22 protein-coding genes are annotated in these 20284 nt (G+C 60.4%); 8 read left to right on the top strand and 14 right to left on the bottom strand.

Features of this window, described 5'->3' with window-relative positions:
• Window positions 1-60 precede the first annotated feature (60 nt).
• Together IWY39_RS21510 and IWY39_RS21505 are read left to right on the top strand one after the other, a co-directional pair.
• Window positions 61-435: a DUF6152 family protein gene (locus IWY39_RS21510; protein ID WP_107125979.1), complete on the top strand. Its 375-nt coding sequence runs from the start codon at window positions 61-63 to the stop codon at window positions 433-435.
• Between the two features lie 51 nt (window positions 436-486).
• Window positions 487-1275: a hypothetical protein gene (locus tag IWY39_RS21505; protein WP_107125980.1), complete on the top strand. Its 789-nt coding sequence runs from the start codon at window positions 487-489 to the stop codon at window positions 1273-1275.
• 342 nt (window positions 1276-1617) lie between these two features.
• On the opposite strand, the gene IWY39_RS21500 is transcribed toward IWY39_RS21505, so the two are convergent.
• Both IWY39_RS21500 and IWY39_RS21495 read right to left on the bottom strand, forming a co-directional pair.
• Entirely contained in the window at window positions 1618-2232 is a 615-nt protein-coding gene (locus IWY39_RS21500) for a hypothetical protein (RefSeq protein ID WP_107125981.1), read from the bottom strand.
• 71 nt (window positions 2233-2303) lie between these two features.
• Entirely contained in the window at window positions 2304-2561 is a 258-nt protein-coding gene (locus tag IWY39_RS21495) for a hypothetical protein (RefSeq protein ID WP_107125982.1), read from the bottom strand.
• A gap of 368 nt (window positions 2562-2929) precedes the next feature.
• Between IWY39_RS21495 and IWY39_RS24490 the strand changes: the two genes are divergently transcribed.
• Together IWY39_RS24490 and IWY39_RS21485 are read left to right on the top strand one after the other, a co-directional pair.
• Window positions 2930-3439, top strand: coding sequence for a DUF6152 family protein (locus tag IWY39_RS24490; protein ID WP_145169829.1), 510 nt, complete (start codon window positions 2930-2932; stop codon window positions 3437-3439).
• Window positions 3440-3512: 73 nt separating this feature from the next.
• Entirely contained in the window at window positions 3513-4298 is a 786-nt protein-coding gene (locus IWY39_RS21485; RefSeq protein ID WP_107125984.1) for a hypothetical protein, read from the top strand.
• 237 nt (window positions 4299-4535) lie between these two features.
• Here the strand turns inward: IWY39_RS21485 and IWY39_RS21480 are convergent, their stop codons facing one another.
• The 8 genes from IWY39_RS21480 to IWY39_RS21445 all read right to left on the bottom strand — a co-directional run bounded on the left by IWY39_RS21480 (window position 4536) and on the right by IWY39_RS21445 (window position 13220).
• Window positions 4536-5468, bottom strand: a complete 933-nt coding sequence (locus IWY39_RS21480) for a metallophosphoesterase family protein (RefSeq protein WP_107125985.1) — start codon at window positions 5466-5468, stop codon at window positions 4536-4538.
• A gap of 67 nt (window positions 5469-5535) precedes the next feature.
• Window positions 5536-8028, bottom strand: a complete 2493-nt coding sequence (locus IWY39_RS21475) for a TonB-dependent receptor domain-containing protein (protein ID WP_107125986.1) — start codon at window positions 8026-8028, stop codon at window positions 5536-5538.
• A 78-nt stretch (window positions 8029-8106) separates the two neighbouring features.
• Entirely contained in the window at window positions 8107-9054 is a 948-nt protein-coding gene (locus IWY39_RS21470; RefSeq protein WP_107125987.1) for a FecR family protein, read from the bottom strand.
• Window positions 9006-9578, bottom strand: coding sequence for an RNA polymerase sigma factor (locus IWY39_RS21465; protein WP_107125988.1), 573 nt, complete (start codon window positions 9576-9578; stop codon window positions 9006-9008). Before IWY39_RS21465 ends, IWY39_RS21470 begins: the two co-directional genes overlap by 49 nt.
• A gap of 44 nt (window positions 9579-9622) precedes the next feature.
• Window positions 9623-11035, bottom strand: coding sequence for an IS4 family transposase (locus IWY39_RS21460; RefSeq protein ID WP_196871707.1), 1413 nt, complete (start codon window positions 11033-11035; stop codon window positions 9623-9625).
• Between the two features lie 438 nt (window positions 11036-11473).
• The gene (locus IWY39_RS21455; RefSeq protein WP_107126533.1) at window positions 11474-12277 is read right to left on the bottom strand and encodes a sterol desaturase family protein; all 804 of its coding nucleotides are present in this window, start codon (window positions 12275-12277) and stop codon (window positions 11474-11476) included.
• A 2-nt stretch (window positions 12278-12279) separates the two neighbouring features.
• Window positions 12280-12741 carry an EF-hand domain-containing protein gene (locus IWY39_RS21450; protein WP_107126534.1) on the bottom strand — a complete coding sequence of 154 codons (462 nt, stop codon included), beginning with the start codon at window positions 12739-12741 and terminating at the stop codon, window positions 12280-12282.
• A 77-nt stretch (window positions 12742-12818) separates the two neighbouring features.
• Window positions 12819-13220, bottom strand: coding sequence for a hypothetical protein (locus IWY39_RS21445; RefSeq protein ID WP_107126535.1), 402 nt, complete (start codon window positions 13218-13220; stop codon window positions 12819-12821).
• 146 nt (window positions 13221-13366) lie between these two features.
• Here IWY39_RS21445 and IWY39_RS21440 point away from each other — a divergent pair, with 146 nt between their 5' ends.
• A complete protein-coding gene (locus IWY39_RS21440) occupies window positions 13367-14092 on the top strand; it encodes a response regulator (protein WP_107126536.1) in 726 nt (241 codons plus the stop codon).
• A gap of 4 nt (window positions 14093-14096) precedes the next feature.
• Complete coding sequence (locus IWY39_RS24485; protein ID WP_181316895.1) at window positions 14097-15437, top strand: ATP-binding protein; 1341 nt, start codon at window positions 14097-14099, stop codon at window positions 15435-15437.
• Between the two features lie 77 nt (window positions 15438-15514).
• Here IWY39_RS24485 and IWY39_RS21430 read toward each other — a convergent pair whose 3' ends face one another.
• Window positions 15515-16294 carry an SDR family oxidoreductase gene (locus tag IWY39_RS21430; protein WP_107126538.1) on the bottom strand — a complete coding sequence of 260 codons (780 nt, stop codon included), beginning with the start codon at window positions 16292-16294 and terminating at the stop codon, window positions 15515-15517.
• Window positions 16291-16620, bottom strand: coding sequence for a nuclear transport factor 2 family protein (locus IWY39_RS21425; RefSeq protein ID WP_107126545.1), 330 nt, complete (start codon window positions 16618-16620; stop codon window positions 16291-16293). The genes IWY39_RS21430 and IWY39_RS21425 overlap by 4 nt, the downstream gene beginning before the upstream one ends.
• A gap of 104 nt (window positions 16621-16724) precedes the next feature.
• Here IWY39_RS21425 and IWY39_RS21420 point away from each other — a divergent pair, with 104 nt between their 5' ends.
• On the top strand, window positions 16725-17630 hold the full coding sequence (locus IWY39_RS21420; protein ID WP_107126539.1) for a LysR family transcriptional regulator: 906 nt from the start codon (window positions 16725-16727) through the stop codon (window positions 17628-17630).
• Window positions 17631-17683: 53 nt separating this feature from the next.
• On the opposite strand, the gene IWY39_RS21415 is transcribed toward IWY39_RS21420, so the two are convergent.
• Window positions 17684-18115: an organic hydroperoxide resistance protein gene (locus tag IWY39_RS21415; protein WP_409994387.1), complete on the bottom strand. Its 432-nt coding sequence runs from the start codon at window positions 18113-18115 to the stop codon at window positions 17684-17686.
• A 33-nt stretch (window positions 18116-18148) separates the two neighbouring features.
• A complete protein-coding gene (locus tag IWY39_RS21410; protein ID WP_107126541.1) occupies window positions 18149-19165 on the bottom strand; it encodes an alpha/beta hydrolase in 1017 nt (338 codons plus the stop codon).
• A gap of 111 nt (window positions 19166-19276) precedes the next feature.
• Here IWY39_RS21410 and IWY39_RS21405 point away from each other — a divergent pair, with 111 nt between their 5' ends.
• Window positions 19277-19741: a MarR family winged helix-turn-helix transcriptional regulator gene (locus IWY39_RS21405; protein WP_107126542.1), complete on the top strand. Its 465-nt coding sequence runs from the start codon at window positions 19277-19279 to the stop codon at window positions 19739-19741.
• The last annotated feature ends 543 nt before the right edge of the window (window positions 19742-20284 follow it).

Below are 20284 nucleotides of genomic sequence, written 5' to 3'. Positions count from 1 at the left end.
AGCGCAGCGCCAAGGCTTGTGTTGCGAAGATAACGCCATTCAGCGGCAAGGAGTGTATCGATGAAACTGAAATCCGCCATCGCTTTAGCCGGGCTGACTGCGGCCTCTGCCGCCAGCGGTCCGGCGTCTGCCCATCATTCTTTCGCGATGTTCGACCAGACTAAAACGGTCGTGTTGCAGGGTTTGGTCACCAAGTTCGAATGGACCAATCCGCACGCCTTCGTGATCCTGGAACTGCCCGTTAACGGCAAGAAGGTCACTTACACGCTGGAATGCAGCAGCCCTGCGCTGATGCGCCACGCCGGCTGGAAGTTCAACACCGTCAAGGCCGGCGATCGCGTGAGGGTCGCCATGCATCCGCTCAAGGACGGCAAGTCCGGCGGCATGCTCGCCAAGATCAAGGTTCCCGATGGAAGACTGCTCGCCGCCTGGTGAGCGCCCAAAAACGATAATGGCTCCATGCCGTGCCGATGAGGAGAGGATAGAATGGCTGAAACCACGCAGGGCCGCAGTCGGCGCAAATTGGCCGTTATCGTCATAGGCTGCATCTTGGCCGCCTTCGTCGGCGTCGGTGCCCTGATCATGTCGAAAGGCTGGGCATCAAGTGACCCCGACATAACCGGCGTATGGAATCGCTATCCACCCTATCCGGACACCTTCTCGACCGAACCGGAACCGGCAGAGCTGGCGGTCGTCGAGCCTCCGCTCAAGGAACCCTATCTCACCGAATGGCGGAAGATGCGGCAGCGCCGTGCCGATGCGGACGCCGCCGGCAGGCCACTGCCAACGCCCAGTTCGCTTTGCCAGCCCGAAGGCATGCCTTCGATCATGGGTGCTCATTATGCCATGGAATTTCTGCAAACGCCGGGACAAGTGACGGTCCTTGCCGAATTCCTGACTCAGACCCGTCGGATCTATCTGAACCAACCCGCGCCGAACCCCGACGACATCGAGCCGACATATAATGGCTATGCCTTTGGCAAATGGGTCGGAAATACCCTTGAGGTGACCACTTATGGCGTCAAGGAAGACGTCCGTTATGAGGATATACCGCACTCGGCCAAAATGAAGATTACCGAACGTTGGCATCTTATCGCGCCCGACATCCTGCAAAACGATATTACGATCGAAGATCCCGAATATCTGGCGAAGCCTTACGTCTTCAACTTCAAATATAAGCGGGAAAAGCCCGACTATAAAATTGCTGAATTCGTTTGCGAGAATGAGAAGACCATCATCGAAAAGGACGGCAGCCTCGGCGTAAAGACTGAATAACGAAGCCGCAGCAAGTCAACGATACGCACTCCAGGATGACTGAACAGCGCATCCTGGAGCGTGTGCCGCGAAAACACGAGCGGGACAGCCGATTACCTGGTGCAACGAGCGAGCCTCATTTACCGAGGAATAGGCACATAAAAGCATCGAGACGAACAATCACGCGCGCGTTTAGAGGCCTATTGACGAGCAGCCCCTTCCACGCAGCGAGAAGCTGCAAGAGCGGCAGGGTCTTCCGCCAGCCCTGCCCAACGGGTCCCGATAGTTTTTATACAGCGTCCGTCGCTCACTATGGGTTTCGCGAGTGAATGCCTTGACCCGCCACGGGCAAGGCTGGCAGCCTCACTTTTTCTTGAGGTGCTGAAGGCGTGGATCTCCGCCGTCCGGATACCAGAAGGTCACATGGCAGCTCTCGCAGGCGCTGTCGATTGCACTTCCCGCCTCGAACAGTGCGGCCGGGTCGCGCTTGTCGATCGCCGTCAACGCCAGTCTCGTGGTATTCTGCATATTCTGGGCAAAGGCGACGAACGTCTCATGATCGCTCGATAGCAGGCCATCGATCTGCGCGGAGCTCAACTCGCCGGGAGGCCGCGGCGTATCGGCGGGCGCCGCGTGCCTGCCTTTCATCATTACCAGATTCATGGCTTCGATCAGGGTAATCGCGTGTCGCCGGAGCCCCTTCCACTCTTCCTCAGTCCGAGGCTGCCGCCTGTCCACCCCATTCTTGTCCGACACGGTCGCCACCGAGTCCCAAATAGCATCAGCAGCAGGATCGACGGTTGAATCCATCAACTCCTTGATCGAAGTCGATGTGTCGAATGCAGCAATCTGCGCGACCTTGCCCTGCACGGCCTCGGCCTGGTTAGCGTCCGCCTGTTCCGACGCCTTTTCGGAGCATGCCCCAAGCGCTGCAATGGCACCTAGTGATGCCGCCAAGGTTATGAGATGCCGACGCATTGTCCCTCCTTCGATCCCTGCTCTGACGTTCTGGATGATTGGCCCGGCACTGTGCGCCGTGGGGCTGATAGCTACTGCGCCGCAGCCGTCGGCTGGTCGCCCCCCGCCTTCGCGTCAATATTGATGATGCCATCCTCCGCAGGATTGATCGGCTTGTCCAAAACCTTGTCTACTTCGCTGGATGTTCCGGCCTGTTTCCCGGGCTGCCCTCCACTCGCCGAAGCAGCGGCTTGATTGTCGCTCGCCTGATCCGAGGTCTTGGAGGAACAGCCACCGAGTGCCGTGACCACACTAACCGCCGTTGCAAAGGTGATCAGAAAACTGCGCATTGTCTCTCCTTTCGAGGCACCTCTCGATTGGCGCCGCTCGACTCGTCGGCTGATTATAATCTATATATTTCAACAATACACCATTTTCTGCCGTCATAGTTTACATAAATGACTGCATAAAGAGCGGTCTCGGCCATGCGTTCTGTCGGCCAGTCATTCCGCATTCCCCAGACATGATAGATCATCGAAATCGACCGGCCAATTTCACTTAACTATCTGATTTACCGTCTGCCGCTTGGCCATTCAGAGACCGTTATACCATTCGCACAAAAGTTCATCATTCGTAACAATTATATTGATAATGGACATTGTGTTGCAAAATAGCTATGTGTCAGTCATGCCGATGAGAACATCCTCCACATCCCGGCGTGGCGGAGGCCATCAGCTCAGAGGTCGACCCCACCAAATCGGCCTCCGTGGCGATATCTAGGGAGCGTCAGGCGGGGCAGATGCGCACCAAATTTCTACCAGCCGAAGCAAGGCCCTTTTGGCCGGGGCGTACGCATCGGCGGACGCCCTGCCCGCTCGTGCTGGCAGGTTTGGCTCTGATGCTCGCCACGGCACCGGCCGCAGCGCACCACTCATTTGTCATGTTCGACAAGCATCGCACCGTGCAGATCGAAGGCGCCGTCAAGCGCTTCGAATGGACCAATCCGCATGTCTATATCGAGGTTACGACGGACGGCCCGCGCGGAGAAAAAGTCGTTTACAAGCTCGAAAGCGCCAGCATCAACATGCTGACGCGACATGGCTGGCGCTCCAATTCGATGCGGATCGGCGACTCCATTTCCGCCACATTCAACCCGCTCAAAACACGACGGCCAGGCGGGTTGCTCCTCGACGTCACGCTTGCGAACGGAACGAGGCTCAAAGGATGAGGCATGCGATCCTGTTCATGCCCGAAACCATGAAGATGGTGCCGACGGACAATCAAATTTTGGAGAATGTCTGATGAATGCCTTGCGCATTGCCGCGCTGCCGATGCTGGGATTGACCCTGCTTCTCATGACCGCTTGCGGCGCGCCATCTCATGATGCGCAACAGGTGTTTGCGTCGGACAGCGGAAAACCAGATTTTACCGGAACCTGGGATCGCTATCCCGAAGACTGGTATGGGGAAGATCCCGATCATCCGCCGCCACCCGGAGGGCCTTTCGATCTGAAGGAGCCTTACGCATCGCAATATGCCGCGCTTCTTAAAAAGCTCAAAGCCGCCGATGACGCCGGAACGCCGATCGCGAGCGCAAGCACGAAATGCCTTCCGGAGGGCATGCCGACGATCATGGGCGCCATATACCCGATCGAGATCATGCAAAACGCCAAGCAACTCGTCGTTCTTGCGGAGTTTCTTGCACAGACCCGTCGGGTCCATATCGGCAGCAAAATGCCAGCGGCCGAAGATATCGAGCCGTCCTATAACGGTTACTCCGCCGCTCATTGGGAAGGCGATACGCTCGTCGTCGAGACCCGTGGTGTTCGACCCGATGTTCAATTCTTCAATGTTCCACATAGCGTGAACATGAAGATTACCGAACGCATGCGTTTGATTGCGCCGGATATGATCGAAAACAAGGTCGTTCTCGACGATCCTGAGTATCTGAACAAACCCTACAGCTTCACCTTTCAGTACAAACGGAAGAGTGATTATCAGATCGGCGAATATGTCTGCGAGAATAACCAGACAAAGGTGGATGCCGAAGGGAAAGCCTCTCTTATCCTGGATAAAAATCAAAAGTGATCCTGGAATCTTATTTCTATCGCAAGGCAGACGTTTTCTGCATTTATTCTGATGTGCAAGATATTGGCGATGGTGGAGCAACTCGTGATCGTCAGCTTGGACACAACCCCCATTCCTCCGAAAGAATAGGACGTCCCGTCCTGGCGCTTCTTTCGGGAATTGGCGCATAGCTTGCCGATTCTCGTGCCCCCATGCCGAGACAGGGCGTTGGATGCTCCGTTGCCTGCCTATTTACATTCAGATTGACACGTCCTGTCTGTCCGGCGTGCTAAAGCCGTAAGTGCGATACCGCGCCTCGACATGGCGTCCCGATATGAAAATCTCGCTATACCCCTCGGGCGTGCCGAGGAAGCTGCCGCGCCAGTCCGCTCCTGCAACCGCGCCGGTGCTAATGAAGCGGACGCCGCCAAGATCGATCTGTTCGAAAACATGGCTGTGTCCTTGCAGCACGGCGAGAACGTTATAGTCGCGCAGGATACGCAGGACTTCGCGGCCGTTGACAACGAACGTCCAGTTATGCGGCGTGTTCAGCCAGGACTCCGGTTCGTAGCACTGCATGGCCGTTATTAGCGGGATATGGGTCACAACGACGATCCGCACGCCCTTCGGCTGGGCGGTCAGATCAGTCCGTAGCCACTCCAGTTGCTGCGTATCCACCCGCCCTTCATAATTGCGATCCTCAGTCAGGCCAACGGAATCGAGCACGACGAAATGGACGCCCTTATGATCAAAGGCGTAATAGCGGGGACCGAACCGATCGATGTAAAATTGCTTGCCATAATCGGCGGACGACGGATCGATCCCGCTGTTGGCGAACACTCCCAGGCAATCATGATTGCCCAGCACATGCCGGACCGGCTTGCGCAGATGACGACGTTCAGTGCGCTGGTAAAGGTCCATTAGCATCGTCGCACGTTCCCGACTTGCTTCCAGAGCATCTTCAACATGGTCGCCGCCATTGATGACGAAATCATGGTCGGAAGCGGAGATTTGTTCGAAGCAGGCAGCGCAGCCTTCGGCCGCCTTCAGTTCCGGCCGGATATGGCAATCGCTGATGAAGGCGAAGCTGAAACCCTCGCCGTCCGACCGCAGCGCGGCCGACGCGGCCCTGGCGGAACAGGGGATGAGCGGCGCGCCGATTGCGGCCTTGATAAGAGTGCGGCGGTCCATTCTGGCCCCTTGTTCTGGAAGAAGAATGAGCGTCCCCGGCGCGGCCGGAAACGCTCGTTACCCGTTGTCAGAAATGCACGCGCACCGTACCGAACACCTGCCGGGGCGCGGCGGACTGCAGGGTCGTGTAGGTGCCATTGGGATCGGAAGTCACAAAGCCGGCCGTGCCTGTCGATGCGATGTAGCGCTTGTCGAACAGGTTCATGACATTGAGCTGCACATCCAGCATACTGCTGAACCGATAGCCGGCCGACAGGTTGACGTTGACCGCACCAGGCAGCGTCGCGTCGTTGAGATAGCTGTAATAGCGCTTGCTGCGATAATGCGCCATGGCCTGCCCCCACAGCATGCCGTCGTCATAGTTGAGTTCGAGGTTGCCTACATGCTTGGGCGATGCGACGACCTGCTTTCCCTTGGTCGCGACGACAGCGCCGCCCAATGGCCGCACATTGTCGTCATAGGTCGCGTCATTATAGGCCCAACTGCCGTAAACCGACCAGAAGGGCGCGAACTTCCAGTTCGCCGCCGCTTCGACGCCGCGCGAGGACACGCTGCCGACATTTTGCAGCACATTCTGGTTGCCGACCACCGTGGCGCTGATGGACGAGGCCAGCAGGCGGTTGGTGAACTTCACATAATAGCCGGTCAGCGACAGTTGCAGGTCGCGGTTGTGGAACCGATAGCCCGCTTCGAATGTGTTGGTCATCTCCGGTTTCAAATCGCCCCGGATGTAGTTGAAGCCGGCCTGCGAACTGCTGGAGAAAGGGCCGCTCGACGTGGAAGCGACGAAGGCGGCCATGTTGCGGGTGTAGCCGGCAAAGACTTCGCTGCCGCCATCCAGCGTGTAGAGGATGCCCGCCGTCGGCAGGAACCAGTTTTTCGCCTGAATCGATCCGTCGATGGGCTTTGTGCTGACGATGCTACGCGCCTTGTTCGTCGAGACAAGACCCTTGAATCCTGCGTTCAGGCGCAGGTGATCGGTCGCTTGCCAGGTATCGCTGATGTCAACCTGTACCGTGTCGGTGCGATATTCGTTCTGGTAATTGACCTTGAAGGGATTGCTGTAGAACTGCTGAAATTCGTCCGGCGTAACGCCGGCTTGCAATCCATACAGATAGGACGCTTGGTTGAAGGCATTATGTTCGTACCAGATGCCGCCTTCGATCCTGTGCTGTCCGGCCTCGAACTTCAGGCGGGAAATCACGCCCTTCCGGTCGATGTCATAGCGGTTCGCGGATACCGATACTGGTGATCCGCCAAAAGCGGCAGGGGTCGGCTCGTACGGATTGGCCCAGGTGCCAATGCCCTTGTCGAGATGCAGGTAGGCGGTCGTAAAGCCCGACAGGTGGTTCGAAATCACATATTCCAGCTTTTCATAGCCCAGGAGATCGCGGCGTACGCCCCCGCCCTGATAAACGCTGTCGTCGGCGTTCACATAGGGCGCGGGCGGAGTCCCGCCATTCTGTACGATCAATGCCAATTGTTCGGCGAGGGCGAAGGTCGGGATATTGTCGAAATCCCAACCATAGGTCTTGAGCTTTGCCAGCGAGACATCATTATAATCGTCCTCGCTCCTATCGATCAGGTTGAGGAAGGTGGTCGATTTCACGCTGTCGCCGATCGGCTGCACATATTTGACGTTGATCTGGTCCTGCTCCTGCTTGCCCCAGCCACGCCATTTGCCCTGCCGGTCATGCGCGTAGGACAGTGCCAGTCGCCCGCCCCAGGGCAGTTCGCCGCTGTTGATGCGTATAAAACTGCGCCAGCTATTTTCGCTGCCATAGCTTTGTTCGAGGTCGACGCCAAAATCTGGGGTCGGGTCGATCGAGGAAAAGTCGACGGTCCCACCGATATTACTGGTCGATGCGGTGCCGAGCGCGCCACTACCCTGCGACAGCGTTGCTGGGCCGTTATTCTCGGTCAGCAGCGCGCGATTGATCGAAAGGCCGTTATTGTTGCGATATTGCATGTTGCCAAGTGGTACACCGTCCAGCGTATAGCCCATCTGATCGGACAGGAAACCGCGGATCGACAATTGGGTCGCCGCTTCATAGGTGCCGCGCGCGTCCGACGAATCGAAGTTGACGCCCGGCAAGCGGCCTAGCGAGCGCAGCGGCGAGGAGCCGGCTGTCGCTTTAGCCATCGCCTTGGGCGCCACAGTCTGGACCTGGCGCGAATTGCCCTGCCCAAGCACAATAATGTCTGTCTGCGGACTGTCGTCCGCCGCCATATTGAGAGGGGCATTCGCCGCGACCGGGGCGGCTTTGAGCGATATCATGCCCGCCGTTTCCCTGGCGATCAGCAGCCCCTGCCCCGCGATCAGGCGCCGCAGCGCCTCGCCGCGCGTGAAGTTGCCACGCACGCCTGCGACGCGTTGATTAGCCACCACGTCATAGGGAAAGACGACATGCACATGCGCCTGGTTGGCAAATTGGTTCAACGCTGCCGCCGTATCGCCGGCCTTGATATCGAAATTCATGCGCGCCGGTTGCCCTTGGGCATGGACGGCAACAGGCATCGCGGCCGCCACGATGGCGGTCGTCGTCAGTAACTTCAGCATGATTGTCCCCGATTTATGGATGTGTCGGGGCATGGATGGATGAGCGCTGGCGATCCGCTACTCGACCCGAAAAAAAGTTCAGGCGCGGGTGAGGATGATGCCGCCGTTGGCGCTGGGCGTAGCGCGGATGCCGAAAGAACTATGCAGTGCCTTAAGAAATTCGTCAGTGTTGGTTGTTGCGAATGTTCCGCCCATACGGATGCAGGACAGTGCTGGATCGCCGATCACGATCTTGTTGGGCAGGTAGCGGTTTATCTCTGACAAGGCATAGTCGAGACTCTCGCCGTTCAGCACGAGCGTATCGCGTTGCCAAGCCGTAATGCGGTTGAGATCCATATTCCCGCCTGGGCGCGCGGCTATCCGGCCGGCGGTGGCAAGCCCGATTTCCCCTTTCTCCAGCTTGGCCCCATCGGCCGAAATGCCGCCTTGCAGCACAGCCAACTCGCAACTCTCATTGCGTAAACGGGCGTTGTAGATGCCTGGCATCAACTGGAAGGCTCCACCCGGCGTCAGCAACTCGACCTTTTGCGCGGGAGCCAGACGGATCGCCACTTCACCGCGCTCCAGCCAGAGCCGGGTAAGCTCTCCGGCCCGCCAATGGATGCGACTGTCGGTATTGAGGTCTATTGCCAAGCGATCATTTACCGAAACGGCCCGTCGTTCGCCTGGCAGTGTGCTGGCCGTGTCACGCGCATAGGCCCGGTAGGCAAGACCGCCGCCCGCCACGATCACCGCAGCCAAGGAAGCGGCTGCGCGGATGACATGCCGACGGCTTGGCTGCTCGGGCGCGGGTTCTTCACCAGCGGGAGACTGCAAATGCCCCTGCACCAAACGAAGATTGTTCAAATCGCGCCAGGTACGAGCCACTTCGGCAAAGGCTATTGCATGACGAATATCTGCGTCGCGCCATGCCTCGAACGCGACCATGTCCGCCGAACCCGCATCGAGCGCCGCCAGCCAATCGGCAGCAACGTCCGTCAGGTCAGCTTTTGGCTGAGAGATGTCAAAACTGCCGGACAAGGACACTCCATCTGGGCTTCGATCTCGCGCCGGGCCTTTGTGATGAGGGCAAGACCTTTAGCGACATGTTTTTCCACGGTCGAGACGGATATTGAAAGAGCCTCCGATATGGCTGCAGGGGTCATACCCTGGATCTTGCGCATATGGAGGACGCGGGCGCACTGCGGTGGCAGCGCGCTTATCAGATGCAGCATCTGTTGCAAGTCGGAGCGGCCGGCCATCACCGCGAATGCGTCCGGAGCGCCATCGGCGACATCCAAGACATCCATGGAGGCCAGAAAGTCGATGCGCACCACATTCGATCGGCGCAAGCGCTCAAGCGCGAGATTATGAACGATGGTCAGCACAAAGCTGCGTGGAGCAGCGATGGCGCGATAGTCCGGCGTACCAAGAACACGGGCATAAGCTTCCTGGACAAGATCGTCCGCATCTTCGCGACCGCAAAAATAGGCGGCCCTGGCACGATAGGCTGCCGCATGAGGCAACACCTCCGCCATGAACCAGCGATCTATGTCACGCAGCCAACTCAACGCGCACTCCAATGTTCGAGCAGGCGGATAGTTTGGGCTTGCTCTTACCCACAAGTGCCTGCTGGGGGCCTCGAGATTCGAGCTCCCTCAACGAGATCGGCGAGTCGCGTCATTCCTCTCCATATGACGGTCGTGCCGGGTGGTGGGTCAGACGCGCGGTCCAGGTAGCCTCCGAGCCTTGCGACGGCTCTGACATAGAATGCGAGGTTGCGGGATGGCGCGCGTCTCAACTTTGGCGTCGAGCTATCGAGAAGGTTGCGCTCCGTTTCGGTGAAGACGGCAGCAGGCGTGGCCTCTGGAGCCTCACGAGCCAGGATCGTCAGCCATGACACGCGCCAGGCAACGACGCAGCACAAGGCGATACAATTGGCCAAGCGGTTGATCGTAGTCAGGCGAAGTTCTTCGATCCGGCACCCGGTTTTCAGGGTCCGGAAGAATGTCTCGATCTTCCAGCGCTTGGAGTACCAGTCAAGCTTATGCACGGCATCGGCGTGGTTTTTGACAGGCAAATTAGTTATAAACTTCCAGTGAATCCGTTCGCGATCTTCCGGCGGATTGAGTTCTTCGGCATGGATGATCTGAAGCTCTTGGTTTATGTATTTCTTCTGTTTTCCGATTGGAGGCCGGACCGTCATTGTTGCATATCGTATCGATAGCACTGCCCGCTGCTCCTTGCCTTTCGCATCGCGGAATTGGATCTCGTGGGTCCCGCTGCACGGCGTCCTTTCCATAACTTGGGCGATGGTCGTCTTGCCATCTTGAGCCAGGCGGTCGACGCAGCTGCGCACGAGGAATTTGGTACCGAGCTCTTCAGCCAAGCAATAAAGCTCGTAAATGTCGCTTTCGCGGTCTCCGATATGTACACATCGCCCCGGCTCTCCAGCCAATTCGGTAGACCGGCGCAAATTATCAAGCCAACGGATACTTTCCTTTTGATCGATGGGAATTCGGGTCAAATTGACCCTGCGCTTGAGCTCTGCAGTTCCCTTGAACTTGGAGCGTGACCAGAATTTCGCCGCCGTGAGACCCAACGGCAGTCCATCTGGCGTAATCGCAAGGCTGACATGCATCAGAAGGCCGCAGATCGTGAACTTCTGGAACCGGCCATCCTTCAACTTGCGACCAGTCGAGCTTTTCGTAAATCCGATCTTATCCGGATCCGCGCGCTTGAAATTGAATTCGGTGGTGTCCTGCAAGATGAGGATCGGACCTTCGGTTGCCTGAATGCGCAAGGCGGATGCTGCAAAATGCCCTTCCAGGATTTTGTCTTCGCTCACGTTCTCGTTCGAGAGGAACCGGTAGGCGGCCTTAGTATTCGACCAGTCCTGAAAAGCCGTCGGCAGAGATTGCCCAGGGCGCTGTTCAAGTGCTTCAAGCATCGCTCCAAGTCGTCGGTTCAGCCGCGCATCACCCAAATTGGTCTCGGCCGTTTCCTTGTCCACCCAGCTATGTTCCATCCCGGCACCTCACTATCCAAAGGTGCCGGAGAATGAATCATGGGTGATTCCAGCCACGCAATGGGCGCGCGGCAGGCCGAATCACGCACGCGACCACTTGTGGGTAAGAGCAAGTAGTTTGGGATGTTTACAAGCTGGCGACATCTGCCAGCCGCCCAAGAGAGCGGATCACAGGCGACACGGGCGATTGATCGATCAGCTTGGCAACTATCGCCTCGCGCAATTGCCTGGTGACGGCAGGCGACAGTCCGAATGTCATTGGGAATGTGCGCGCGGCGCTGGCTTTGGTAGCCCCGCAGCTTCACCGGCGTGTTCCGGCTTCCCTTCGGTGGATTGTGCAACATCGCATTGCCGCGATGGGAGCAGGAGGATCCCCCACCATGACGATCATATGGACGGTCCGGTGCTGCGTTTCGCTACATCCTGTCCGGCCCGCCCTCATTTCACCCTGACCATGGCTGTCCAGCGATCCCGCCAGCTTGTCGCGCGGGCGACATCGGTCGCAATGCCCGCCCATTCGCGCAGCGCCAGCTTCACGGGATTGGCTTCACGTGCCTTGCCGACCAGGCCATAGCGCTTCTCGACCTCGCTCTCCGGCGCGATCGTGCCGAACAGGCGGTCCCAGACGATCAGCATGCCGCCATAGTTGCGATCCAGAAATTCCCGGTTGCTGGCATGGTGCGCGCGATGATGGTGCGGCGTGTTGAAAATCCATTCCAGCGGGCCGAGGCGTGGGATAGCCTCGCTGTGCAGGAAGAACTGGAAATTCAGGTTTATCGCCAGCAGTCCGGCCACGATGCGCGGATCGACGCCCAGCGCGATGACCGGGAGGTAGAACAGCCAACCCAGCGACAGCGTGTTCGTCCAGCCCAGCCGCAGCGACGACAGGAAAGTCAGCTGTTCCGCGCTGTGATGTACGCTGTGGCTTGCCCACATCCAGCGGATTTCATGGCTCGCACGGTGAAACCAGTAGTAAGCGAACTCAACCGCGAAGAAGCCGATCGCCCAACTCTGCCACTGCGCTGCTGGAAAGCGATGCGGGACATAGGCCCAGACCGTGCTGAAGGCGGCGGCCAGCACCGCGGCGTGCAGCACGCCCGCGACGAGATTCCCCGCCACCAGCCCGGCGGTGGTCAGCGCCGCGCGCCCATCATAGCCGCGCCCGGAGCGGAGCCGCCAGACCAGTTCAGCCAGGATGGCGATTGCTGCGATGCTGAGGAACAGGGGGGAACGATGCGCCATAACTATTTCCGCCTTGCGGCTACCGCCGCCTGCATCCGATCGCGCGCCGCGTCGAACTCGCCCCTTGTGACCTCGCCATTACCATTGGCGTCGGCAAGCGTGAACATGCGGGGCGGCGAGGATCCCATTTCCGCGCGCGTGACCACACCGTCGCCATTGGCGTCGCTCTGGCCGATCATCCCGGTCAGCTTCGCATAAGCGTCGGGCCGCAGTTTCGCGAGCCTTGGAAAATCGGTTGGGCTGACGACGCCGTCACCGTTGCGGTCGAGTTGGCCGAACTGGCTCTGGCGAAAGGCGGAGAATTCCGCACTGGTGACGCGATTGTCGCGATTGGTGTCTGCCTTGTCGAACCATTGCATGGGTTCGCCGCCGCCCAAGCGGCCCGTCTGCGCGGCGGCCGGGCTCGCGCCCAATGCCAGGGCGCCGATCTGGCAACCGATGAGGAGAAGGGAGAAGGTCTTCATGACGCTGCTTTCAAAAAGGGGGCACGCCGGGCCGTTCGGGGGTCAGGAGGAGCCGACCCGGCGTGCCGTGCGCGGGATCAGTAGGGGCTGGTTTCCCGCGTCACTGTGCTGGTGGAGCCATCGGGGCGCGTACGCGTCGTCGCGGCGCTAATGCTGCCGTCGTCGTTGCGCACTGCGCTGGTCGATCGGCCCCAGCTGGTGCCGTTGTTGGTGGTGTGGCTAGCGCCGCCTTGATAGCTGCCATTGCCCCAGTTTGCGCTGCGGCTGGAGGAGGCGCCGCGACCGCTGTTGGTCTGGATGCCACGATTGACCGAGGTCGAGCCAGGCTGGCGGGTCACCGCGCGCGAGCGGTCATAGCCATGGCCATAGGCGCCTTGCGCGCTGACGCTCCGGCTGCGTGTACGCGCCTCGGCGGCGGTGGCCGCAAGGCTGCCGGCCAGGGTCAGGCCAAGGGCGGCTGCGGTCAAAAAATTCCTCATGTTTCGTCTCCTTGCGTGAGTGGGATCATATCCCGCTGGAGCCTGATTTGCCGGCGCGTGGTAACGGCTGAACGAACCGTCGGAATCATAGGGTGACAAAATGTAACAGCGCTTGCGGCCCCAAGGCGCGGTGGCATTCTGCGGGGATGGAAGACTCGAACCGTCCGCATGTCGCCATTGTCGAGGATGACGATGAAATTCGCGATCTCGTCTGCGGCCTTCTGATGCGTGAGGGCTTGCATGCCCATCCTTGCCGCACGACGTCCGATTTCGACGCGCTCGTGCAACGCCAGCCAATCAACCTGGCACTGGTCGACATCATGCTGCCGGGAGAGGATGGCCTGTCGCTATGTCGTCGTGTCCGCGCGGCGGGACAGCTTCCCCTGATGATCCTATCGGCGCGCAGCGACGATGTGGACCGTATCGTGGGGCTTGAGATCGGCGCCGATGATTACCTGCCCAAGCCCTTCAACCCGCGCGAACTGGTGGCTCGTGTGCGGGCGCTGCTGCGTCGTTCGCAGGCGAATGAGGCAACGATGCAGCCGCCGGGCCTGCGGCGCTATGCTTTCGAAGGCTGGCTCTGGGACGTCGATGCGCGCAGCCTGATCGCGCCGGACGGTTCTGCGCTGGACCTGACCGGGGGCGAGCATGACCTGCTACTGTGTCTGGTCGAGCGCCCGCAGCGCGTACTGTCGCGCGAGCAGCTGCTGGACTGGACACGCGGCCGGGAAGCTGCGCCCTTCGATCGTACCATCGACGTGCAAATGGGGCGGGTTCGCCGCAAGCTTGCCAGGGTGCCCGGCGGGGATGCCCTGATCAAGACCGTGCGTGGCGGCGGCTATGTGTTCGTTGCTCCCGTGCGCAAGGTTTGAGCCGGTGGGCACGACGCTGTCGTTCCGCATTGGCATGGTCATGCTGGCCGGCTTCATCCTGATGCAGCTTCTGCTGCTGCTCGTCTGGCAGACACCGGACCGGGTCGGTGCCGACGCGAACTACGGCCTGCCAGCCCCCGCTTCGCTGGCCCGCATGGTCGATGCGATGGAACGGGCTGGACCTGCCGGGGCAAGCGAACTTGCCGACAGCTATGACGGGTCGCTCTTCACTGTAACGATCGGACGCACGCCACCTCATGATTATCGCGAAGTGCCACCCACTCTATCTGAACTTGCCACCCGCTATCGCCGGGCTCTTTCCGATCATAATGTCGTCGTGGACGGCGGGCCGGGCAAGTTGGGCGCATGGCTGGGTGATCGGGCGCGGCCGATGCGGTTCTTCGTCCCGATCCGCCTGACCATCTGGATGCGCGACGGGCGCGTGCTGATACTGACGGGGCGGCCATCGCGCGCGCTCAGTGCCTATCTGGCACGGCGCAGTCTGCTGGGTGCTGTTAGCGGTGCGTTTCTTCTGCTGATGCTCTGGATCGCACTGCGCCAGACCACCCGACCGCTGCGCCGCCTGACGCGGGCGACCGAGGCATTGGGAGTCGATCTACGCGCGCCGGATGCGACCGTGGAGGGCAGCCGCGAAACGCGCGCGCTGGCGCAGGCCTTCAACGACATGAAGGCGCGGATCGTATCGCTGATGGATGAGCGAACCTTCATCCTTGCTGGTATCGCGCACGATATGCGGACCTATCTTACCCGGTTGCGCCTGCGCGCGGAGTTCATCGCCGATGATGACCAGCGGGCCCGCGCGGAACGTGACCTGGACCAGATGTCCGCGCTCCTCGACGACAACCTCCTTTTCGCCAGCATCGATCGTCACAACGTGACGCCGATGCAACGGATTGATCTGTCTGCGCTGACACGCGCTCTGGTCGAAGCGCGGTTCGAGGCGGATCGCATCGAGGTTTCTGTTCACGAGCCAGCACTGATCGAAGCGGACGCGGCCGGGCTGGAGCGAATATTCGGCAATTTGGTCGACAATGGCTTTCGCCACGCCGATCACATGCGAATAGCCGTGCGGCACGACGCACACACCATCGTCTGGCAGTTTGAGGATAATGGTCCGGGAGTCGCGCCCGCAGACTTAGCCCAACTCGGCATGGCCTATCGTCGGCTGGATCCTTCCCGCAACCCAAAAGCGGGAGGGGCTGGCCTTGGCCTGGCGATCGTGCAGGCGCTGGCAGACGCCATGAGGGCGCAAGTGGCGTTTGGAACTTCGAATGACGGCGGTCTGCGGATCAACATCGTCTTTCGTACGAATGCGACGACATAGCCACAAACTTGGTCGGTCGCGTGTGGTCGGAAGGAGTGAGCGTCCTCCGTGACTGCACTGTGCACTCGGGCGTCAAATCAGGCGGTTGGCACAGTTCCGCCGTCGATCACATACTCGGTGCCAGTGATTGATCCGGCGCGGTCAGAGGCGAGGAAGGCGATCAGGTTGGCAATCTCCTCAGGCTTTGATGGGCGGCCGATCGGCACGCCGCCAAGCGATTGCATGATCATCTTCTTTCCCTGCTCGACACTGACACCGTGTTCCGCAGCGAGTCTGCGCGCCAGATCGACGGAGGATTCGGTCTCGATCCAGCCTGGCGAGACCCGCACCACGCGCACCCCCTGCGGTGCGACTTCCTTCGACAGGCTCTTGCTGTAGGTCGATAGGGCAGCCTTGGCTGCGGCATAGGCCGTAGTCGCCTCGGGCAGCGGCAGTTCGCGCTGGATCGACGTGACGTGGATGACCACACCCGATCCGCGCCTGGTCATACTGGGCACGAGGGCCCGGTCGAGCCGGACAGCGGGCATCAGGTTGAGGTCAAGCTCGCTCCGCCAGTGCACCTCTTCAAGTGCCTGATAGCCCCCTGCCGGTGCCGATGATCCGCCGAGCATGTGGACAATGATATCAACTCCGCCGAGCCGCTGCAGCACTGCGCTGGAAACGGCCGCGCATCCCTCAGCCGTTGTCAGGTCGGCGGCAACGAATTGCGCGTCTGACACATGCTCGGGCTTGCCGCGCGCCGTTGTCAGCACCTGTGCGCCAAGTTCTTCGAACAGGGCCGCCGTAGCTGCACCGGCTCCGCGGGTGCCCGACGTGACAAGCGCGCGCTTGCCCTCCAGCGTGACGAAGGGGGTCATGGCACGATCTCCAGCGCGGCGATCAGATCGCCTTCGAGTGTAAAGAGATAGCGCAGGTCCACCGGGCTACCGGGGAAATTGCCGGCGAGACTGCTCGTGACGACGATCCGCCCATCGTCATGCGCAAGCGCGACGGGATCGACCGTGTAGGTGTACTGGGTGGAGGCATTTGCCAGCCACTGGCGGATGGCTTCTCTCCCGGCATAGATATTGCCTTCGTCGATCACGGTTCCATCGGGGGTGAAACAGGCGGCAAGCGAGGCGGCGTCGCTACCCTTGTCGGCTGCGAAATAGCGCGCGATGGGGCCGGGCAATTCGATGCTCATGGTCATTCTCCGTTGAGATTTGCTGGTGTCCCGCTTCAATAGACCTTTGACGCCGTCCCGATAAGCAGGATAAAAGGGGATGTGGTGTTGCGGATAACGGGATAATGGGGAATTTCAGCCTTGCCGATTTCGACGCGGTTCTGGCCATTGGGCGCAGGGCATCTTTTCGTGCGGCCGCGCTCGATCTTGGCATGTCGACGAGCGCGCTCAGCAATACGATCGCGAGGCTGGAGAGCCAGCTGGGCGTTCGCCTGTTCAACCGCACCACGCGCAGCGTTGCGCTGACCGATGCGGGGCGTCGGTTCATCGAGCAGGTCTCGCCCGCACTTTCGGATATTCATCAGGCGCTCGACATGGTGCGTGCGCAGCAAGACATCCCTGCCGGCATCTTGCGCATCAACACCTTTGCCACCGCCGGGCGCGAAGTGCTCGCGCCGTTGGTGCTCGAATGCCTTAAGCGTTTCCCGCAGATCCGGATCGACCTGGTGACCGAGGGCAATCTCGTGGACATCGTCGCCTATGGTTTCGATTTCGGGATCCGTAGCCAGAACCGTGTTCCCAGTGACATGATCGCCATTCCGCTCGGACCCGCGCGCCGTCATGCGGTGGTTGCCTCGCCTGCCTATCTGGCCGAGCAGGGCGTGCCGCGCGTGCCCTCGGACTTGTCGGGGCATGCGTGCATCCGCACCCGGCTGCCCAATGGCGCGCTTTTGCGGTGGCCGTTCGAAGCCGAAGGCCAGCCGCTGCCGGTCGATGTCGACGGCCCGCTGACGCTCGACGAGCCGAGTCTGGCACGCCTCGCGGCACTCGCCTCGATCGGAATCGGATTTTTCATGGAGTCCGACGTGCGCGAGGATATCGCGGCCGGGAAGCTGGTCCGACTGTTGGAGGCGTGGACGCCGCCGTTGGCACCGCTGTGCCTTTACTACCCCAGCCGCCGCAATCCGCCAGCGGCGTTCAGGATTTTCGTCGATCTTGCGCGAGAACTGGCGCGGGCCAGAGCCGCTTGAAAGCCAAAGGCCCGGTCAACCGCGCGGTCGACCGGGCCTTGGTTTGCCGGGCATTACGCCTCGGTCGTTACCGCGAGGCGGACCTCGATGTTCCCGCGCACGGCGTGGGAGTAGGGGCAGACGGTGTCAGCCTCTGCGACCAGAGCTTCGGCGTCCGCTGCGTCCAGCCCGGGCAGCACGATGTCGAGCGTGACTGCCAGACCGAAGCCCTTGTCGGCGCGCGGTCCGATGCCGACTGTAGCATTGACGCTTGTATCGACCGGAACCTTGGCGTGCTTGCCCTGCGAGCCGACGAACTTCATCGCGCTGAGGAAGCAGGCGGCATAGCCCGCGGCGAAGAGTTGTTCGGGATTATTACCCTGTCCGTTGCCGCCCAATTCCCTGGGCGTGGCCAGCACCACGTCGAGTGCCCCATCATCAGTCCGGGCGCGGCCATCGCGACCGCCGGTGGCCGTGGCGCGGGTGGTATAGAGAATCTTGGTCATATCCATGGTCCTTCTTCCTTGGGGTTTTGCGGATCAGTTGCCAAAGGCGGCACGAAGGCGCGCCGCGCCTTGGGAAATGGCTGCTCGGGCCGGTTCGCTCGCTGCCAACGGGTTGAGCATCACGAAATCATGGATCGTGCCATTGAAGCGGGTGGTGGCAACCGGCACACCGGCTTCGATCAGACGGCGCCCATAGGCCTCGCCCTCGTCACGCAGCAGATCGTTCTCCGCTACAATGATCGTGGCCGCGGGCAGGCCCGAAAGCCGGTCGAGCGAAGCGCGCAGCGGGAAGGCCAGCACATCCTGGCGGCGATCGGCGGGGAAGTTCGCTTCGAGAAAGTAATCCATCGCCCTGCGGGTCAGGAACGGGCCCTCGCCGAACGCGCGGTACGAAGCATTGTCCGAAACGTCGTCGGTCACCGGATAAAAGAGTAGCTGGTGGCTAATCTGGGGGCCGGCGCGGTCCTTGGCCATCATCGTGATGGCAATCGCCATGTTGCCTCCGGCGCTGTCACCCGCGACCGCCAGCCGCGTCCCGTCGATGCCGAGCGCAGCGCCGTGGGCCGCGACATATTCGAGCGCGGCGTAGGCCTGCTCGTTGTTGACCGGATAGCGAACGTCCGGGGCATTGTCATATTCGACGAAAACAACCGCCGCCCGCGATTGCACGGCCAGTTCGCGGATCAGGTGATCATGGGTGTTGCGATCGCCCATCACCCAGCCGCCGCCGTGATAGTAGAGTATCGCGGGCAAGCTGCCCTGCGCATCGGCGGGCCGGACGATGCGGATGCGCACCGCACCGGTAGGGCCGATTTTCCACACCAAATCCTCCGTCGTGGTCGGGGCGGAGGCCGCAACCTTTTCGGCCTGCACCCCCGCCAACACGGCGCGGGCATCGGCATAGGCAAGTTCGTAGATGGGTTTGCCAGCGGCGGCGGCTTCGGCAAAGCCCGCAGCAGCCGGTTCCAGCGGTTGGGCGTGGGAGGCAACAGGTGAAAGGGCCAGCAGGGCGCTGGAAGAGAGGGCGGAAAGCAGGGTCGATTTGGTCATGGCTTGGCTCCTTTAAAATCGTTCACGATTAAATCGTGTACGATTTAAATAGGCGAATCATTCCTGGGGTCAACCCTTGCGATTAAATCGCGTGCGATTTATATCTCACCCATGACCCAAACCACTCCCCCTGCCCCCGCGGGCGATCCGCTCGACCAGTTCCTGTGCTTTTCCGTCTATTCGGCGGGACTGGCGTTCAACCGCGTCTACAAGCCGCTGCTCGATCCCTATGGCATCACCTATCCGCAATATCTCGCGCTGGTGGCGCTCAGCAGCAAGGAAAGCCAGACCGTCAGCGAACTGGGCGAGCGACTCCATCTGGAATCGAATACGCTCACTCCCTTGATCAAACGGTTGGAGGCGGCCGGATTGGTGACCCGCACGCGGGACAAGCAAGACGAGCGGGTTGTCCGCCTGGATCTGACATCGGCGGGCAGCGACCTTGCCAAGACAGCTCTGGGCTGCGTCCCTGCTGAAGTTCTCAAGGCAACCGGCATGGATGAAGCCGCGCTGAAAACGCTGAACAGCAATCTTGCCAAGCTAGGTGCCGCGCTGCGCGATCCTGCGGCACGATAGGGGCGATCTGGTAAGGTGTCCCGGGAAAGCAGCGCTGAGCAAAGCGGCCAGTATTCCCTCTCCGCATTCGTCGCAGATGCTTGAACACCGACCATGCTAAAATCTGTTTGCGGACGTTCCGCTTGTGGCAACTGATGCGCATGACCAATGTTGGTCGAGGCCGCTAGGCGGCGAACTGCCCAATGCCGAGGCCAAGATGTTGATCGAAGTCGGGCGGCGACATTGCAACACCATCCGCCTGGCAACCAAATCCAACTTTGAAATTAATCCATGTTATGTTTTTTGCGACGTGCCGGGAACTTCAGCAAAGACATAACGTATTCGACACAAGTTGAATTAGGCGGGACCATGTTGGTTGGCCGCTCAGGGGTGACATATGGCACATCGGGAGAATTCCGGCCGTCCCAAGGACGAGGGGCTGGCCTGTGGCTGAGCCTCCGCCCCCATTGATCGACAAGGCCGATGGATATGCCTTTAAGCCGCATGAAATGCCGATCCTACCTGGATCGCCCGCCAACCCGGACCACCCAGCCCGTCGGCGCG

It is taken from the genome of Sphingobium sp. JAI105, from assembly GCF_015752145.1.
Classification (GTDB): domain Bacteria; phylum Pseudomonadota; class Alphaproteobacteria; order Sphingomonadales; family Sphingomonadaceae; genus Sphingobium; species Sphingobium xenophagum.
The sequence above is the reverse complement of the archived record's forward strand: the minus strand, read 5'-3'. Positions and strand labels throughout refer to the sequence as shown.

What these genes read in the sequence shown, in the direction of transcription:
- IWY39_RS21460 (WP_196871707.1), bottom strand. Translation starts at nt 11,035, where the DNA reads ATGGAACATAGCTGGGTGGACAAGGAAACGGCCGAGACCAATTTGGGT.
- IWY39_RS21455 (WP_107126533.1), bottom strand. Translation starts at nt 12,277, where the DNA reads ATGGCGCATCGTTCCCCCCTGTTCCTCAGCATCGCAGCAATCGCCATC.
- IWY39_RS21500 (WP_107125981.1), bottom strand. Translation starts at nt 2,232, where the DNA reads ATGCGTCGGCATCTCATAACCTTGGCGGCATCACTAGGTGCCATTGCA.
- IWY39_RS21450 (WP_107126534.1), bottom strand. Translation starts at nt 12,741, where the DNA reads ATGAAGACCTTCTCCCTTCTCCTCATCGGTTGCCAGATCGGCGCCCTG.
- IWY39_RS21485 (WP_107125984.1), top strand. Translation starts at nt 3,513, where the DNA reads ATGAATGCCTTGCGCATTGCCGCGCTGCCGATGCTGGGATTGACCCTG.
- IWY39_RS21440 (WP_107126536.1), top strand. Translation starts at nt 13,367, where the DNA reads ATGGAAGACTCGAACCGTCCGCATGTCGCCATTGTCGAGGATGACGAT.
- IWY39_RS21505 (WP_107125980.1), top strand. Translation starts at nt 487, where the DNA reads ATGGCTGAAACCACGCAGGGCCGCAGTCGGCGCAAATTGGCCGTTATC.
- IWY39_RS21495 (WP_107125982.1), bottom strand. Translation starts at nt 2,561, where the DNA reads ATGCGCAGTTTTCTGATCACCTTTGCAACGGCGGTTAGTGTGGTCACG.
- IWY39_RS21430 (WP_107126538.1), bottom strand. Translation starts at nt 16,294, where the DNA reads ATGACCCCCTTCGTCACGCTGGAGGGCAAGCGCGCGCTTGTCACGTCG.
- IWY39_RS21415 (WP_409994387.1), bottom strand. Translation starts at nt 18,115, where the DNA reads ATGACCAAGATTCTCTATACCACCCGCGCCACGGCCACCGGCGGTCGC.
- IWY39_RS21510 (WP_107125979.1), top strand. Translation starts at nt 61, where the DNA reads ATGAAACTGAAATCCGCCATCGCTTTAGCCGGGCTGACTGCGGCCTCT.
- IWY39_RS21410 (WP_107126541.1), bottom strand. Translation starts at nt 19,165, where the DNA reads ATGACCAAATCGACCCTGCTTTCCGCCCTCTCTTCCAGCGCCCTGCTG.
- IWY39_RS21475 (WP_107125986.1), bottom strand. Translation starts at nt 8,028, where the DNA reads ATGCTGAAGTTACTGACGACGACCGCCATCGTGGCGGCCGCGATGCCT.
- IWY39_RS21420 (WP_107126539.1), top strand. Translation starts at nt 16,725, where the DNA reads ATGGGGAATTTCAGCCTTGCCGATTTCGACGCGGTTCTGGCCATTGGG.
- IWY39_RS21405 (WP_107126542.1), top strand. Translation starts at nt 19,277, where the DNA reads ATGACCCAAACCACTCCCCCTGCCCCCGCGGGCGATCCGCTCGACCAG.
- IWY39_RS21480 (WP_107125985.1), bottom strand. Translation starts at nt 5,468, where the DNA reads ATGGACCGCCGCACTCTTATCAAGGCCGCAATCGGCGCGCCGCTCATC.
- IWY39_RS21445 (WP_107126535.1), bottom strand. Translation starts at nt 13,220, where the DNA reads ATGAGGAATTTTTTGACCGCAGCCGCCCTTGGCCTGACCCTGGCCGGC.
- IWY39_RS21425 (WP_107126545.1), bottom strand. Translation starts at nt 16,620, where the DNA reads ATGAGCATCGAATTGCCCGGCCCCATCGCGCGCTATTTCGCAGCCGAC.